Raw genomic sequence first — 13,568 nt, forward strand, 5'->3', positions numbered from 1 at the left:
ACCTCGGTCTTCCCCTACGGATAATGCCGCCGGTGACGCGTCGCGCCGCATCAGACGTGCTTGTACTTCTTGACGGCGTCGTCCTTGGCCGTTTCATCGGCGAACTTCTGGCACTTCTTGATCGTCTCGGCGGGGGTCATCCGGCCCGCCATCATCTCGCCGAGCGCGCCGACGCCGATCTGCTGCTTCTGCAGCGTCACGTACCAGTCCTGGAGCCGCGGGTTGACCACGTTCTTGCCCGCCTTGGTCAGCGCCTCCTGCGCCGAGGCCAGGCCCGGCGGCAGGCTGAGGCCCTCGGTGCCGCCGTTGAGGGAGGAGAGCGAGGAGACCTGCTTGATGAAGTTCTTGGTGGACTTCTCACCGAGCATGATCCGCAGCAGCTCCATGCCGCCCTGGGGGTTCTTGGCCGCCTTCGGGACGATGAAGGGCTCACCGCCGGAGGCCCAGAGGGTGCCGAACGGCAGCTTGTCGCTCTTGTCCAGGCTGGAGGGGGCGGCCACCGCCATCTGGAAGTCCTTGGGCGTGGTCTTCTTCGCCTCGTTCTCCACCCAGGAGCCGTTGGGGATGAACAGCGCCTTGCCCTGGTTCCACGCGGTCTGGGACTCGATGTGGGTCAGACCGGGGGTGCCCTTGAGGATGTAGCCCTTCTTGTAGAGCTCGTAGTACGCCTCGAAGGCGGCCTTGACGGCCGGGTGCTTCCAGGCGTTCGGCTCCAGGTTGTCGATCGAGTCCAGGACGTCCCGGCCGCCGATCTTGGCGATGAAGGGGTAGAGGCTGAAGGGCAGGTAGTAGGGGTACTTGCCGGGGTAGGTCCAGCCCGCGATCCCCTTCTTCTTCGCCGCCTCGCAGACCTTGAGCATGTCGTCCCAGGTCTCGGGGTACTCCACGTCGAGCTTGGCGAGATTGCTCTTGGAGTACCAGACGCCGTAGACGGTGTAGGCGTAGTAGAGGATCCACACCGGCTTGCCGTCGAACTGGCCCATCTCCACGACGCCGGGGCGCAGGGTCTCGCGCACCGTCTTGCTGGGGTCGTCGAGGGAGGGCGCGTCCAGCAGCGGGGTGAGGTCGGTCAGCTGGTTCTTGCCGACCAGGGTGCCCATGTCCATCTGCTCGGCGCCGGAGTTGTCGACGAGGTCCGGCGGGGTGCCGCCGTTGAAGCGCGGCTGGAGCACGGTCTGGATCTTCTGGGTGGCCGCGTGCTTGACCTTGCCCTTGGTCTTCGGGAAGGCCGCGGCGTACTCCGCCTCGGCGTCCTTGGCGTACTGCTGCCCGAAACCGCCGTCGAAGATGACGACGTCGAGCGCGGCGCTCTCATTGACGGCGAGCGGGTTCTTGGCGCTCTTCTTGCCCTTGTCGACCTTCTTGGCGTCGTCGTCACCGCCACTGGCACAGGCGGACAGCGCGCTCATCGCGGGCACGGAGATCAATCCGAGCGCCGCCGAGCGCTTGATCAGATCGCGACGGCCGACATCTGAGGTGGATCCCATGCTCAAGTCCTCGCCTTCGTCAGGACTCAGGCGGTGTAACGGTTTCCCGTACATACTCGCCTCCGGCGAGGGGCCCGACACCGCGGGTCAGTTGAAGCGTCAAGCGGAGTATTGCTGGGTGTACGCCGGGGAGTGCGGAGGACCCGCCGAGGCCCTCCGATATGGGCCGCGGTGCGGCCTTCCCCCTGGGGCGACAGGTATAGTCCACTGGGCCTCATATGGGCAAGATCGAGAGGTCATCGGGTATCAGTCTTTCCCGAGTTGAGACCTGCCCGACATACCGTAGGTGGAGTCAGTCCGTGCGGCACGCCCGCCGTGCGCGCTCCCCGAAAGGCGGTTCCCGTGTCCCGGAAGCAGCTCACCCTCGCCACCAGCATTGTCGTGACCGCGACACTCGCGATCACCGCGGGGTGCGGCTCCGGCAAAGGGGGCTCGTCGGCCGGGGACAGCAAGGGCGGCGCGGCGATAGGCAAGGGCATGGCCCAACTGCCGGTGGAGCCCACCCAGGCGCCGACCGAGGAGCCCACCGACGACCCCTACGACGATCCGTATGACGAGCCGTCGGACTCCCCCACCGGCGGCTCCGGCCTGATCACCCCGGACGCCAAGATGGGAACGTGCGGATGGGGTTCGGACGGCAAGCCCTACGCCAATGTGAAGATCAGCAACTCCGGCTCCAGCACCGCCTACTACTCGCTGCTGGTCGGCTTCGTCGACAGCTCCGGCAAGGCCGTGACCACCGGGGTGGAGTCCGACGCGTCCGTGGCGGGCGGCGCCGACAAGACCATCAAAGTCACCGGGCTCAAGGCGGACAGCTCCCACACCGCGAAGAAGTGCCGGCTCTCGCTCGCCACCAAGTCCGACAGCGCCGACTGAGTCCGACGGCGGCTGAGCCCGACGGCACCGGCCGAGCCCGGCAGCGGCCGCTGATTCCCACAGCGCCGACCGACTCCCACAGCGGCGGCTGACGCCGTACCAAAGACAGCTCCATAGGGCGGGCGCGCCGAAACGCCCCCATGGACGCGGGCCGTACCACCGATGGTGGTACGGCCCGCGTCGTACCGCCCGCCGGGCGCAGCCGAATTGGCGGTTGTCCGCATCCTTGACACCACCCTCCCCCTGCCTCCCTACTTATCTCTGCCCGACTCAGAGGACAACGTTGTCAGACTCGTTGAGAGGCTGCGTATGCGACAGAGACGACCACAGAGACGATGGCGTGGGATCGGACGGACGGCCCCCCTGGTGGCGGCCGTCCTGCTGGCGGTGACGGCCCAGGGCGGTGCGGTCGCCGCCCCCGCCGGCCCGGGCTCCGCACACCACGCCGACCGCACCTTCGCCTCGTCCTTCGAGTCGGGCGACCCCCAGCCCGACTGGCGCAACACGGTCGAGACCGGACCCGATGGAAAGAAGAAGGCGTCCGGGGTGGACGGAGGCTACTCCTCCGGGATCCCCGGCAATGTGACCGACAAGGTCACCGAGGTCCGGGCGAGCAAGGAGAACACCGAAGGCGGGGAGATCAAGGAGAACCTCGTCGACGGCGAGCTCACCAGCAAGTGGCTGGCCTTCGACACCACCACCGCCTGGCTCGAGTTCGATCTGAGCGAGCCGGTGAAGGCCGTCCGCTACGCCCTCACCTCCGCCAATGACGCCCCCGGCCGGGACCCGAAGGACTGGACCCTCAAGGGCTCGGCCAACGGCTCCGACTGGACGACGCTGGACACCCGTAAGGACGAGACGTTCTCCTCGCGCCAGCAGACGCGGGAGTTCTCCTTCGACGGCGCCACGGCGTACCAGCACTTCCGGCTGGAGATCACCCGCAACGCCGGGGACGACCTCGTCCAGCTCGCGGAGGTGCAGTTCGCGACCGGCGACACCACGCCGCCCGCGCCCTCCGACATGCGCACCCAGATCGACCGAGGCCCGACCGGCTCCCCCACCGCCAAGGCCAACGCGGGCTTCACCGGCACCCATGCCCTGCGCTACGCGGGCACCCATAAGCCGGACGGCCGGGCGTACTCGTACAACAAGGTCTTCGACGTCGACACGGCCGTCACCCGGGACACCCGGCTGTCCTACCGGATCTTCCCGTCGATGCCCGAGACCGATCTCAACTACCCGGCCACCCATGTCTCGGTCGATCTCGCCTTCACCGACGGCACCTACCTGAGCGATCTGCCCGGCGCGGTCGACCAGCACGGCGCCCGGATGAGCCCGCAGGGCCAGGCCGACTCCAAGACGCTCTACGTCAACCAGTGGAACAACAAGGAGTCGCGGATCGGCGCGGTCGCCGCGGGCAAGACGGTCGACCGGATACTCGTGGCCTACGACTCCCCCAAGGGCCCCGCGCAGTTCCGCGGCTGGGTGGACGACCTCTCGATCGCCCCCAAGGCGCCCGAGAAGCCGCTCGCGCACCTGTCGGACTACGCGCTGACCACCCGCGGCACCAACTCCAGCGGCAGCTTCTCGCGCGGCAACAACTTCCCGGCCACCGCCGTCCCCAACGGCTTCAACTTCTGGACGCCGGTGACCAACGCGGGCTCCACCGACTGGCTCTACCAGTACGCCCGCGCCAACAACGCCGACAACCTCCCCACCATCCAGGCGTTCAGCGCGAGCCATGAGCCCAGCCCCTGGATGGGCGACCGGCAGACCTTCCAGGTGATGCCGTCCGGCGCGACCGGCACCCCCGACGCCGGGCGCACCTCTCGCGCGCTCCCCTTCCGCCATGAGAAGGAGACCGCCCGGCCGTATTACTACGGGGTGACCTTCGAGAACGGCCTCAAGGCGGAGATGGCGCCGACCGATCACGCCGCGGCCATGCGCTTCACCTATCCGGGTGAGGACGCGAGCGTCCTCTTCGACAATGTCACGGGCGACGGCGGGCTGACCCTCGACGCCGAGCACGGCGTCGTCACCGGCTACTCCGACGTCAAGAGCGGACTGTCCACCGGCGCCACCCGGATGTTCGTCTACGGCGTCTTCGACACCCCGGTGAGCGCGAGCGGCAAGCTGGACGGAGACGGCGGCAAGGATGTCACCGGCTACTTCCGCTTCAAGCCGGGGAAGGACCGCACCGTCACGCTCCGGCTCGCCACCTCGCTGATAGGCGTCGACCAGGCGAAGGCCAACCTCGACCGGGAGCTGCCCGCGTCGAGGTCGTTCGGGCAGGTCAAGCGCGCCGCGCAGGCGGAGTGGGACAACATCCTGGGCCGGATCGAGGTCGAGGGCGCGGACCGCGGCCAGCTCACCACGCTTTACTCCAGCCTCTACCGGCTGTACCTCTATCCCAATTCCGCTTTCGAGAACACGGGGACGGCGGCCAAGCCCCGTTACCAGTACGCGAGCGCCTTCTCGCCGGGCACCGGGGAGAACACCCCGACCCACACCGGCGCGAAGATCGTCGACGGCAAGGTGTACGTCAACAACGGCTTCTGGGACACCTACCGCACCACCTGGCCCGCCTACTCACTGCTCACCCCCAAGCGGGCGGGCACGATGGTCGACGGCTTTGTGCAGCAGTACAAGGACGGCGGCTGGATCTCCCGCTGGTCCTCACCGGGCTACGCCGATCTGATGACCGGCACCAGCTCGGACGTGGCCTTCGCCGACGCGTACCTCAAGGGCGTGCGGTTCGATGCCGAGGCCGCGTACGAGGCGGCGCTGAAGAACGCCACCGCCGTGCCGCCCTCGTCGGGCGTCGGCCGTAAGGGCATGGCCAGCTCGCCCTTCCTCGGCTACACGAGCACCGAGACCCACGAGGGGCTGTCCTGGGCGCTGGAGGGCTATCTCAACGACTTCGGCCTCGCGAATATGGGCAAGGCGCTCTACGCGAAGACGAAGAAGGCCCGCTACAAGGAGGAGTCCGAGTACTTCCTGCACCGTGCGCAGGGCTATGTCTCGCTCTTCGACGACAAGGCCGGCTTCTTCCAGGGCAAGGACGCGGCAGGGAAGTGGCGCGTGCCCTCCGACAAGTACGACCCCCGGATCTGGGGCTACGACTACACCGAGACCAACGGCTGGGGCTACGCCTTCACCGCGCCCCAGGACAGCCGGGGCCTGGCCAACCTCTACGGCGGCCGGGCGGGCCTGGCCAAGAAGCTGGACACCTATTTCTCCACCCCGGAGACCGCCTCCCCCGAGTTCGCCGGTTCCTACGGCGGCGTCATCCATGAGATGACCGAGGCGCGGGACGTCCGCATGGGCAATTACGGCCACAGCAACCAGGTGGCCCACCATGTGACGTACATGTACGACGCGGCGGGTCAGCCGTGGAAGACCCAGGAGAAGGTGCGCGAGGTGCTCTCCCGCCTCTACACCGGCAGCGAGATCGGCCAGGGCTACCACGGCGACGAGGACAACGGCGAGCAGTCCGCCTGGTACCTCTTCAGCTCGCTGGGCTTCTATCCGCTGGTGATGGGCGGCTCCGAGTACGCGGTCGGATCGCCGCAGTTCACCAAGGCCACGGTGCATCTGGAGAACGGCCGCGATCTGGTCGTCAAGGCCCCGCGCAACAGCGCGCGGAATGTGTATGTCCAGGGCCTGAAGGTCAACGGCAAGGCGTGGAACTCCACCGCCCTGCCGCACGACATCCTCGCCCGGGGCGGCACGCTGGAGTTCGCCATGGGCGCCAAGCCGTCGGCCTGGGGCACGGGGAAGAACGCCGCGCCGTCCTCCATCACCCAGGACGACAAGGTGCCCACCCCGCGCCACGACCTGACGGTGCCGAGCGGTGGCACGGCCCTCCTGGACAACACCTCGGGCACCGAGGCCACCTTCGAGTCGGTGGACCTCCCGGTCACGGCGGCGGGCCGCGCGGTGCAGTACACCCTGACCTCATCCGACCGGAGCAAGGCCCCGACCGGATGGGTGCTCCAGGGCTCGCGCGACGGCGAGAAGTGGCGGGACCTGGACCGGAGGTCGGGAGAGACCTTCAGCTGGGACAAGCAGACCCGCGTCTTCTCGGTGCGCACGCCCGGTACGTATGAGCACTACCGCCTGGTGCCGGACGGCAAGGCGACGCTGGCAGAGGTGGAACTGCTGAGCTGAGCCGTTGGGTGGGCCGGGCCCGGCGTTCGGGCCCGGCCTGCCCGGCTGTGGATGCCAGTGGGCGAGTCCGAGCGCATTACTTGGCGGCCGGGCCCTCATCCCGACCGGACCTCGGTCGCCGGGGGCCGACGCGGGCAGAGCGGATCGCGAGGATGAGGCGGAGCACGATGGTCGCGGCGTCGGCGGCTGCCGCCATACGGGAGAGCGACGAACCGGACGTCATCCTCACCGCCACCCCCGCCGCCCTCGGCACCTTCATGCGCGCGGCGAAGGCCGGGGCGTTCGACGGCCTCATCGGGGACCGGTAGGGGCGGCCTCCTCGCCGTCGTAGTGCAGGCGGGCACGCTCGACCTCGGACAGGTTCTCGGCCGACCACGTCGCGAGCGTGGCGAAGAGCGGGCCCAGGCTGCGGCCGAGGTCGCTGATCTCGTACTCCACCCGGGGCGGGACCTCCGGGTAGTAGGTGCGCCGCACCAGCCCATCGCGCTCCAGCTGCCGCAGCCGCTGGGTCAGCACCTTCGGTGTGACCGCGCCGATGCGGCGCTGCAGCTCCACGAACCGCTGACGGCCATGCTCATGGAGCGTCCAGAGGATGGGCGTGGTCCAGCGGCTGAAGACGATGTCCACCACGGGGGCGATCGGACAGGCCTGTTCCGGTTCCTCGGACATAGTCACTTTCCTCTAGGTACCTACTATCCCCACGATGCTAGCTTCACCGTGCCGCGTCGAGAACAACGTCTGACACTACGGAACGGGGAGTTGCACATGATCGTGGTAACCGGAGCGACCGGGAATGTGGGTCGGCCGCTGGTGGAGGCGCTTGCCGCAGTCGGCGAGCAGGTGACGGCCGTGTCGCGACGGCCCACCGGCACGGAGTTGCCGGAGGGGGTACGTCACCATCGGGCCGATCTGACCGACCCGGGGAGTCTGCGGCCCGCGCTGGACGGGGTCGATGCGCTCTTCCTGCTCTTCGCCGGCGAACTGCTGACCGGCGAACAGCCCGTTCGCGAACTCCTGAAGGACGCCGGATCCGCCGGAGCACGACGCGTGGTCGTGCTCTCGTCCCAGGCGGCCGCAACGCGGCCGCAGGCGGCATCCCACGCCCCCGTGCGGGCGTTCGAAGAGGCCGTGCGGGCATCGGGGCTGGACTGGACGGTCCTGCGCCCCGGAGGCTTCGGCTCCAACGCGTTCGCCTGGGCCGGGTCGGTCCGTACCCGGCGGACGGTCGCGGCACCGTTCGGCGATGTGGGGCTGCCGGTCGTGGACCCGGCGGACATCGCCGAGGTCGCGGCGGCGACGCTGCGGGGGCGGGGCCACGCGGGGCGTACATACGAACTTACCGGCCCGGCGCCCGTCTCCCCGCGCCAGCAGGCGCAGATGATCGGGGATGCGCTGGGCGAACCCGTACGGTTCACCGAGCTGAGCCGGGAGCAGGCAAGGGCGGAGATGCTGCGGTTCATGCCGGAGCCCGTCGCGGACGGCACGCTCGACATCCTCGGTGAGCCGACGGCCGACGAACAGCGGGTGAGCCCCGATGTCGAGCGGGTCCTCGGCCGCCCGCCGCGTCACTTCGCCGAGTGGGCGATACGCAACATCACGGCCTTCCGCTGATCCGGGACTGCCAGGATGGCCCGCATGGCTACGGTCCTGGCATTCCACGCCCACCCCGACGACGAGGCGCTGCTGACCGGGGGCACACTCGCCCGACTCGCCGACGAGGGCCACCGGGTGGTGCTCGTGGTCGCCACGGACGGCCACATGGACGCCGCCCCGCCGGGCCGCGAGCCGCCTCGTATGCACGAACTGCGGAAGAGCGCGTGCGTGCTCGGCGTTGACCGCGTCGTCCACCTCGGCTACGCGGACAGCGGTCACGGCCCGCTCTTCTACGCCGACCCGCCGGACCGTACACGCTTCGCCCGGGCCGACACCGAGAAGGCGGCGGAACAACTGGCCGCGATCCTGCGCGAGGAGAACGCGGCGATGCTGCTCACCTACGACCCCAACGGCGGCTACGGCCACCGCGACCACATCAAAGTCCACGAGGTCGGCCGCCGCGCGGCGGGCCTGGCCAAGACCCCCAGGGTGTTGGAGGCGACGCTCCCCCGCGATACCGCCGAACGCCTGGTCCGGCTCGTACAGATCGTGCGCATCCCCCTGCGCCACGACCCCGCCGAGCTGAGCACCCGCTTCAGCCCCCGCTCGGCCATCACCCACCGCTACGACGTACGCCGCTACGCCCGCCAGAAGCAGGCGGCCCTGGCCGCCCACCGCTCCCAGACGAACGGCACGGGCCGCATGAGCGCCGTCATGCGGGCGATGCTCCGGCTGCCGACCCCGCTCTTCGGTCTGCTGCTGGGCCGGGAGTGGTTCATCGACGCCTCCCCCTCCCGGCCCTCTCAGCGCTAACCGTCGGCGAACAGATCCTCGGTGCGGGAGGCGGTCACGGCACGGTCCAGCCAGGCGTCCCCGTGTCCTCCTGGAAAATCCGATGGAGGGCCTCATGTGCAGAACTGACCATGCGCCGAAACCTGGAGAGACGAGGGCAAGTGCCGATGGCACTTGCCCTCGTCTCACTCGATCGCAAGTCGCGGCTCTCCGGGTTGACTCACTCAGCCTCGAGCGATCGCGAAGACGTGGAGATCGGCGTTGTCGGGCAGGGTGACGCTCTTGACCGTCTTGCCCTCGGGCGCCCGGAACGCCTTCGTGGCGAAGATGTAGGCGTCCACCACGTCCTTGTCGCCGCCGCTGATGTTGCGGTAGCCAGTCTTGGCGAGGGTCACGTTCCCGTACTGGACCGTTCCGCCGCCGCCTCCCACCGTCCAGTCGGTGAAGGCCAGCTCCGTGGTGTCCGAGCTCCCGTCGGTGTAGGTGACCTTGGCGGTTGCCTTCTGATTGCCGTTGACGGCGCTGCCGATGAAGGAGAGGCCGGTGCACGGGGGCAGGGCGATGGTCTGGCCGGTGGTGGAGGCGTTGTCGGGGCGGCCGGGCGGGGAGGCGGGCCAGGTGTAGTCCAGGCCCTGGGTGGTCCCCTTGGCACCCGGCTCCAGGCCGGCGGCGGCCAGGGCCTGGCGGGAGTAGCTCCAGCCGCCGCCGTCGTAGTCGCCCTCGTCGTGCTCGCCGTCGTCGTCGGTCGCGCCGGCGTTGTTGTACGCGGCGAGCAGGGTGCCGGGAGCTGCGACGGTCAGCGTGATCGGCTGGACGACCTTGGTGTCCTCGCTGGTCACCGTCACCTTCGCATCGTAGAAGCCCTCGGCCGTGTCCTTCCCCGCGCGCAGCGAGATCTCCGCCGCGCCGTCCGGGCCCACCGTCCCGGAGGCGGGTGAGGCGGTGATCCCGTCGGGGGCGTCGGTGGTGAAGCGCACCTCGGGGCGGTCGCCCTCGCCGACCGGGACGGCGGCCACCTTCACGGTCAGGCTCTCGCCCGGGGCGAACGTGCCCGTGGTCGGCCCGACCCCGATCTGGTACGGCTGCTCGCCGTCACGGAAGGAGGGCGGGGCGTCGGCAGGGGACGCGCCCCAGGCGCGGTCGGGGGCGTCGGAGAGGGTGTAGTCCAGCGTGCCGCCCTGCCGTACGAAGGACTCCGGCAGCCAGGGACGGTCGCTCGTCCGCCCGTTCACCTTAAGCGACTGGACGTACGGCGCGTCGGGCGCGGCCTGCGGGGCGCGGATGGAGATGTCCCGGGCGCCACGGTCGATCTCGATCCGCGGGAAGAGGGGCGAGGCCAGGACGAGTTCGGCGCGGGAGGGCACCTGCGGGTACATGCCGAGGGCGGAGAAGACGTACCACGAGGACATCTCGCCGAGGTCGTCGTTGCCGGGGATGCCGTCGGGCTTCGTTGTCCACAGCTGACGCATCGCGGCGCGCACGGTCTCCTGGGTCTTGTACGGCTGCCCGGCGTACGCGTAGAGATAGGGGACGTTGATCGACGGCTCGTTGTCCAGCTCGGACTTCTCGCCCCCCTTACCGGTGAGCGCCCAGCCCCCGTCGGCGTCGTGGAAGAAGGCGTCCAGACGCTTGATCGCGGCGTCCTTACCGCCCATGGCCGCGAAGAGACCGGCGGGGTTGTGCGGGACCATCCAGGTGTACTGGGCGCTGGTGCCCTCGACGAAGCCGTTGCCGGTGGCCGGGGTGAAGCCGGTGACCCAGCTGCCGTCGGCCTTACGGTTGGCGGCATAGCCGCCGGTCTCCGGGTCGGCGGCGGCGTTGAAGTTGTTCTGCCACCACTGGGCGCGCTGCGCGAAGGTGTCGGCGGTGTCCTTACGGCCCGCGGCCCGCGCCAGTTGGGAGAGGGCGAAGTCCGCGCCGGACATCTCCAGGGTCTCGGCCGCGCCGCCCCACGCGTTGGAGACCGACGGCATGTAGTGCAGCTTGAGGTACTTGTCGAGGGAGGGCCGCTGACCGACCGACATGATGGGCTTGCCCGCCGGGCTGAGGTCCTTCTCCGTCGGCACGGTGGCCGCCTTGAGAAGCGAGTCGAGGGCCGCGTCGAGGTCGAAGTCGCCGCCGCCGAAGGCCCGGATCCCGGCGAGCGCGGCGGCCGACGGATCGCCGTTCATCACATGCGTCCCCGAGGCGCCCTGGAGCCAGCGGTCCCAGACGCCGCCGTTCTGCTGGGCGAGGTTCAGCAGGGACTGGGCGATGTCGGAGCCCGCCTGAGGCTCCAGCAGGGTGAGCAGCTGGAGCTGGGAGCGGTAGATGTCCCAGCCGGAGAAGGTGCCGTACTGGGCCCGGTGGCCCCGGCTCACCCGGTGGACCTCACCGTCGCTGCCCCGGTAGCGGCCGTCGGTGTCGCTGATGACGTTGGGGTGCAGCAGGGAGTGGTAGAGCGCGGTGTAGAAGGCGGTGCGATCCGCGTCCGCGCCGCCGCCGACCCGGATGGCGGCCAGCTGCCGCCGCCAGGCGTCGTACGCCGCGGTGCGCACCTGGCCGAAGCCGCGCCGCGGCGGGTTCTCGGCGGCGAGGTTGGCCCGGGCGCCCTTGTCGCCGACGTAGCTGATGCCGACCTTGACGCCCACCTGGCGGGTACCCGGGGCGAATTGGAGATAGCCGCCGGAGCCCTTCCCGGCCACCGGGCGGCCGTCGGTGCCATAGCCGGAGCCGCCCTCGGCGCTGGTCGTGCCGGGCCGCAGCGTGCCGTCCTGCCAGGTGCCCTGGGCGGTGAACGCGGTGTCGAAGACCGCGGTGAAGTGCAGGGTGTAGTAGCTGCGGCGCCCCTCGGGGTCGAGATAGCCGCAGAAGTTGCCGCTGGTGACCGAGCCGGAGACGGTGCGGTGCGCCGGGTCGATGGTGAGATCGGCGTCGCTGCTGCCGACCTCGGAGGAGGAGGTGCGGATCAGCAGGGAGGCGGTCTTGTCCGCGGGGTAGCTGAAGCGGGCCGAGCCGGTACGGGCGGTGGCGGTCAGATCCGCGCCGGCGCCGGAGGCGAGGGAGACCTTGTAGCGGCCGGGTTCGGCGGTCTCGTCGGAGTGGCTGAAGTCGGAGGCGTAGACCTGGTCCTTGGTGTCGGCGGCGGGTGAGGAGGTGACCTCGCCCACGTGGGGGAAGAAGGGGATGTCCCCCGCGCCGCCCGCACAGCCGGTGCCGGACATATGGGTGAGGCTGAAGCCGCGGACGCGGGTGGCGTCGTAGTGGTAGCCACCGGGCGCGACGGTGCGGGTGGCGTCGCCGCGGGTGTTCTCCGGGCTCCACGACAGCATGCCGAAGGGGGCGACGGCGCCGGGGAAGGTGTTGCCGCCGGCCGAGCTGCCGATCAGCGGATCGACGTACGCCGCCGGGTCCTTGACCAGCGTCGGCGGCGGGGCGGCCGACGCGGGCGCGGTCACCGCGGTGGCGAGGAGCCCCGCGGTCAGGGCCGCGGCCGCCAGGGCGGCCAGGGGTCTTGAGGGCATTGCGGTCCCACCTTGTCGGAAGGGCCGCGATCGCCGGGTCGAACAAGCCGTGGGGACCGTACCGCACGGGGGCCGTCGGCCGTAAGAGTGCGCGAACGGTCTTGACAGGGACACCCGGTTGGCGGCGTACTGATCGTTAAAGTTATGCTGACAACGTTGTCGCGTTCGCCGGTCGAGCAAGCCGCTTCCGCGTACCGACAATCCCCTCACCGGACGCGCCATCATGGGTTCATGATCCTCCGCCAGCTACGCGACACCGACGAGGACGCCGAGGCCGCCTGGGAGGTGGTGGCCGCCGCCTTCGGAGATGCCGCCGCCCTCGCAGGCAAGGACGGATGGCCGCCGGGGTACGTCACCGAGATTCACGACCGGCACCGGCATCTCGCCCGCACCGACCCGGGCGGCTGCTGGCTCGCCCTGGACGACACCGGTATGCCGCTCGGCGTGGCGCTGTCCGCGCGGCGCGAGGGCACCTGGGGGCTCGCGCTGCTCGCGGTGCTGCCCCGGGCCCAACGGCAGGGCGTGGGGCGTGAGTTGCTGGCCGCGGCGCTGATGTACGGACGAGGCTGCCTGCGCGGCATCATCTGCGGATCGGAGGATCCGCGCGCGGCGAGCACCTACCGGCGTGCGGGATTCGCGCTGCATCCGGCGATGCGGCTGCGCGGCACCGTCGGACCGCAGACCAAGGAGCGGCTGTCCCCGCCCGACGGCGCCGTCCACGAGGGCGTGGCCCGCCACCGGGATCTGCTGGACTCGGTGGACCGCCGCACCCGGGGCGGCGCGCACGGCGCCGACCATGACCTGCTCGTGCGCCAGCGGCGGCTGCTGGTCGTGGACGACCTGGCGGGCAGCGGCTACTGCTACGTCGCCGAGGACGGCAAGGTCGAGCTGCTGGCCGCGACCTCGCGGCGGCTGGCGAAGCGGCTGCTGACGGCGGCTCTGCTGTGCCTTCCGGAGGGCACCGACGCCCGGGTCGCGGGGCTGACGGCCGAGCAGCAGTGGGCGGTGGACGTGGGCCTCGAGGCCGGGCTCGAGCTGTCCACCAGCGGCTATGTGTGTCTGCGGGGGATGCCACCGCCGACGCCGTACATCCCCTCCGGGACGTTTCTCTGACCGCTGCTCCGACCGCGACATGCGGACGGGCCGC

9 protein-coding genes are annotated in these 13,568 nt (G+C 70.1%); 6 read left to right on the forward strand and 3 right to left on the reverse strand.

Annotated features, from left to right (window positions below):
- Positions 1 to 50: 50 nt before the first annotated feature.
- Entirely contained in the window at positions 51 to 1,487 is a 1,437-nt protein-coding gene (gene ngcE, locus ACFYOY_RS26180) for an N-acetylglucosamine/diacetylchitobiose ABC transporter substrate-binding protein (protein WP_351879095.1), read from the reverse strand.
- 342 nt (positions 1,488 to 1,829) lie between these two features.
- Here ngcE and ACFYOY_RS26185 point away from each other — a divergent pair, with 342 nt between their 5' ends.
- From ACFYOY_RS26185 to ACFYOY_RS26195, 3 genes are all read left to right on the forward strand, one after another.
- Entirely contained in the window at positions 1,830 to 2,363 is a 534-nt protein-coding gene (locus tag ACFYOY_RS26185; protein WP_351879098.1) for a hypothetical protein, read from the forward strand.
- A 309-nt stretch (positions 2,364 to 2,672) separates the two neighbouring features.
- Complete coding sequence (locus tag ACFYOY_RS26190) at positions 2,673 to 6,533, forward strand: GH92 family glycosyl hydrolase (protein WP_388589953.1); 3,861 nt, start codon at positions 2,673 to 2,675, stop codon at positions 6,531 to 6,533.
- Positions 6,534 to 6,685: 152 nt separating this feature from the next.
- The gene (locus ACFYOY_RS26195; protein WP_388589956.1) at positions 6,686 to 6,841 is read left to right on the forward strand and encodes a hypothetical protein; all 156 of its coding nucleotides are present in this window, start codon (positions 6,686 to 6,688) and stop codon (positions 6,839 to 6,841) included.
- Here the strand turns inward: ACFYOY_RS26195 and ACFYOY_RS26200 are convergent.
- Positions 6,825 to 7,202 (reverse strand): helix-turn-helix domain-containing protein, encoded by a 378-nt coding sequence (locus tag ACFYOY_RS26200; RefSeq protein WP_351879104.1) that lies wholly within the window; start codon positions 7,200 to 7,202, stop codon positions 6,825 to 6,827. The two genes, ACFYOY_RS26195 and ACFYOY_RS26200, sit on opposite strands and share 17 nt — an antisense overlap.
- Before the next feature lie 96 nt (positions 7,203 to 7,298).
- Between ACFYOY_RS26200 and ACFYOY_RS26205 the strand changes: the two genes are divergently transcribed.
- Together ACFYOY_RS26205 and ACFYOY_RS26210 are read left to right on the forward strand one after the other, a co-directional pair.
- The gene (locus tag ACFYOY_RS26205) at positions 7,299 to 8,144 is read left to right on the forward strand and encodes an NAD(P)H-binding protein (RefSeq protein ID WP_351879107.1); all 846 of its coding nucleotides are present in this window, start codon (positions 7,299 to 7,301) and stop codon (positions 8,142 to 8,144) included.
- Between the two features lie 24 nt (positions 8,145 to 8,168).
- Positions 8,169 to 8,939 (forward strand): PIG-L deacetylase family protein, encoded by a 771-nt coding sequence (locus ACFYOY_RS26210; protein ID WP_351879110.1) that lies wholly within the window; start codon positions 8,169 to 8,171, stop codon positions 8,937 to 8,939.
- Positions 8,940 to 9,142: 203 nt separating this feature from the next.
- Here ACFYOY_RS26210 and ACFYOY_RS26215 read toward each other — a convergent pair whose 3' ends face one another.
- Complete coding sequence (locus ACFYOY_RS26215; RefSeq protein ID WP_388589960.1) at positions 9,143 to 12,421, reverse strand: GH92 family glycosyl hydrolase; 3,279 nt, start codon at positions 12,419 to 12,421, stop codon at positions 9,143 to 9,145.
- Between the two features lie 231 nt (positions 12,422 to 12,652).
- Between ACFYOY_RS26215 and ACFYOY_RS26220 the strand changes: the two genes are divergently transcribed.
- A complete protein-coding gene (locus ACFYOY_RS26220; protein WP_351879115.1) occupies positions 12,653 to 13,534 on the forward strand; it encodes a GNAT family N-acetyltransferase in 882 nt (293 codons plus the stop codon).
- The last annotated feature ends 34 nt before the right edge of the window (positions 13,535 to 13,568 follow it).

Source organism: Streptomyces sp. NPDC007875 (assembly GCF_042868035.1).
GTDB classification, from domain to species: Bacteria; Actinomycetota; Actinomycetes; order Streptomycetales; family Streptomycetaceae; genus Streptomyces; species Streptomyces antimycoticus.

Coding starts and splice junctions, on each gene's coding strand:
- ngcE (WP_351879095.1), bottom strand. CDS start 1,487: ATGGGATCCACCTCAGATGTCGGCCGTCGCGATCTGATCAAGCGCTCG.
- ACFYOY_RS26190 (WP_388589953.1), top strand. CDS start 2,673: ATGCGACAGAGACGACCACAGAGACGATGGCGTGGGATCGGACGGACG.
- ACFYOY_RS26195 (WP_388589956.1), top strand. CDS start 6,686: ATGAGGCGGAGCACGATGGTCGCGGCGTCGGCGGCTGCCGCCATACGG.
- ACFYOY_RS26200 (WP_351879104.1), bottom strand. CDS start 7,202: ATGTCCGAGGAACCGGAACAGGCCTGTCCGATCGCCCCCGTGGTGGAC.
- ACFYOY_RS26205 (WP_351879107.1), top strand. CDS start 7,299: ATGATCGTGGTAACCGGAGCGACCGGGAATGTGGGTCGGCCGCTGGTG.
- ACFYOY_RS26210 (WP_351879110.1), top strand. CDS start 8,169: ATGGCTACGGTCCTGGCATTCCACGCCCACCCCGACGACGAGGCGCTG.
- ACFYOY_RS26215 (WP_388589960.1), bottom strand. CDS start 12,421: ATGCCCTCAAGACCCCTGGCCGCCCTGGCGGCCGCGGCCCTGACCGCG.
- ACFYOY_RS26220 (WP_351879115.1), top strand. CDS start 12,653: ATGATCCTCCGCCAGCTACGCGACACCGACGAGGACGCCGAGGCCGCC.